The organism is Flavobacterium sp. (genome assembly GCF_040382755.1).
Classification (GTDB): domain Bacteria; phylum Bacteroidota; class Bacteroidia; order Flavobacteriales; family Flavobacteriaceae; genus Flavobacterium.
This window is the reverse complement of sequence record NZ_JBEIET010000218.1, coordinates 1-2074: the sequence shown is the minus strand read 5'-3', so window position 1 is coordinate 2074 and position 2074 is coordinate 1. Positions and strand designations below refer to the sequence as shown.

Here is a 2074-nt window from a genome sequence, read left to right as displayed (position 1 = left end):
GGCGACAGTTTGGTGAACGGACAAAATCCAATGAATGCAGTAATAAACAAAAAATAATGGCAAATAAATTTATCATTAGCGGCGGAGGAACTGGTGGACACATTTATCCAGCAGTTGCTATTGCAAACGAATTAAAAGCGCAATTTCCAGATGCTATGTTTTTGTTTGTAGGTGCGAAAGATAAAATGGAAATGCAAAAAGTGCCGCAAGCGGGTTATAAAATTGAAGGACTTTGGATTGCTGGATTGCAACGTAAAATCACAGTTCAAAACGCATTGTTTCCAGTAAAATTAGCTTCAAGTTTACTTAAATCATTTTTTATTTTAAAAAGATTTAAACCAGATGTGGTTATAGGAACTGGTGGCTTTGCAAGTGGTGCTGTTTTAAAAGTTGCTTCAATGTTAGGTATTCCTACTGTTATTCAAGAGCAAAATTCATATCCAGGAATTACCAATAAATTATTAGCCAAAAAAGCCAATTCTATTTGTGTGGCATACGAAAACTTAGAACGTTTTTTCCCTAAAGATAAATTGCATTTTACTGGAAATCCAGTTCGTCAGGATCTAATGGAAGTGGCCAGTAAAAAAGAAGAAGCAATTGCTCATTTTAAATTAGATGCCTCTAAAAAAACACTTCTAATTTTAGGAGGAAGTTTAGGCGCGAGAAGAATAAATCAACTAATTGAAAAAGAACTAGATTTTTTATTACAATTAGATTTTCAAATTATTTGGCAATGCGGAAAGCATTATTTAAACGAATATTCAAAATATAACGAAACAGAAAACGTGCAAGTAACGGCATTTATTGATAGAATGGATTTGGTATATGCAGCGGCTGATGTTGTAATTTCTCGTTCTGGGGCTTCTTCAGTTTCAGAATTATGTATCGTTGGAAAACCAACCATTTTTATTCCATCGCCTAATGTTTCTGAAGACCATCAAACTAAAAATGCTAAAGCAATTGTAGATAGAGGTGCCGCCATTTTAATTAAAGAATCAAATCTAGATGACGAATTTAAAATTGTTTTCGAAGCGATAGTTAAGGATCAGGGGAAATTGCAAAACCTAACAGAAAATATTAAAAAATTAGCAAAACCAAACGCCACTAAAGCCATAGTGGAAGAAATAAAAAAAGTACAAAAAAAATAATGAATTTAAACCAAATACATAACGTCTATTTTATTGGTATCGGTGGTATCGGAATGAGTGCTTTGGCGCGTTATTTTCAATTCCTTGGAAAAAATGTGGCGGGTTATGATAAAACAGAAACGCAGCTAACCCAAGAATTACAAGACAATGGTATTAAAATTCATTTTGAAGATAGTATTGCATTAATAGACGAACGTTTTAAAAATACAGAAAACACATTAGTGGTTATTACGCCAGCGGTTCCAAAAAATCATACCGAATGGAACTTCTTTTTAGATAACGGATTTACGGTAAAAAAACGAGCTGAAGTTTTAGGCATTATTACAAAAGATACGTTTTGTTTTGCAGTGGCAGGTACGCACGGAAAAACAACAACATCAAGTATTTTAGGACATATTTTGTATGAAAGTGGTGTAGATGTTACTGCTTTTTTAGGCGGAATTGTTGAAGGTTACGATTCTAATTTAATCGGCACAGGGAAAACGGTTACAGTTGTTGAAGCTGATGAATTTGACCGTTCGTTTTTACATTTACATCCAAATTTGTCTTGCATTACTTCTATGGATGCGGATCATTTAGATATTTATGGTGATGTGGCAGCTATTGAAGCTTCATTTAAAGAATTTGCACAAAAAGTACCTTCCGAAAATTTATTTATTATTAAAGGTTTGCCTTTAGAAGGAAATGAAATATCAGTTTCTACAATTGCTGAATCAATTCCCCCTTTGGGGGTTAGGGGGCTTGTTGCTCAAAATATCAGAATTGAAAATGGTTTTTATGTTTTTGATGTAAAAACCGCTACAGAATTAATTGAAAATATAAAATTTGGCTTACCAGGTCATCACAATTTAACAAATGCTTTATTGGCATTTGCAATGGCAAAATCATACGGTATTTCAAATGACAAAATAAGTAATGCATTAGCT

2 protein-coding genes are annotated in these 2074 nt (G+C 33.2%); both read left to right on the top strand.

Translation table 11 applies throughout. The features are described from left to right. Positions 1-56 precede the first annotated feature (56 nt). Entirely contained in the window at positions 57-1148 is a 1092-nt protein-coding gene (gene murG, locus ABWO04_RS11395; protein ID WP_502903994.1) for an undecaprenyldiphospho-muramoylpentapeptide beta-N-acetylglucosaminyltransferase, read from the top strand. Further along, positions 1148-2074: UDP-N-acetylmuramate--L-alanine ligase (locus ABWO04_RS11390; RefSeq protein ID WP_353079808.1), on the top strand; the 927-nt coding region annotated here is incomplete at its 3' end. The genes murG and ABWO04_RS11390, both read left to right, overlap by 1 nt.

Excerpts from the sequence above, each read along its gene's own strand:
- murG (WP_502903994.1), top strand. The coding sequence starts at position 57 with ATGGCAAATAAATTTATCATTAGCGGCGGAGGAACTGGTGGACACATT.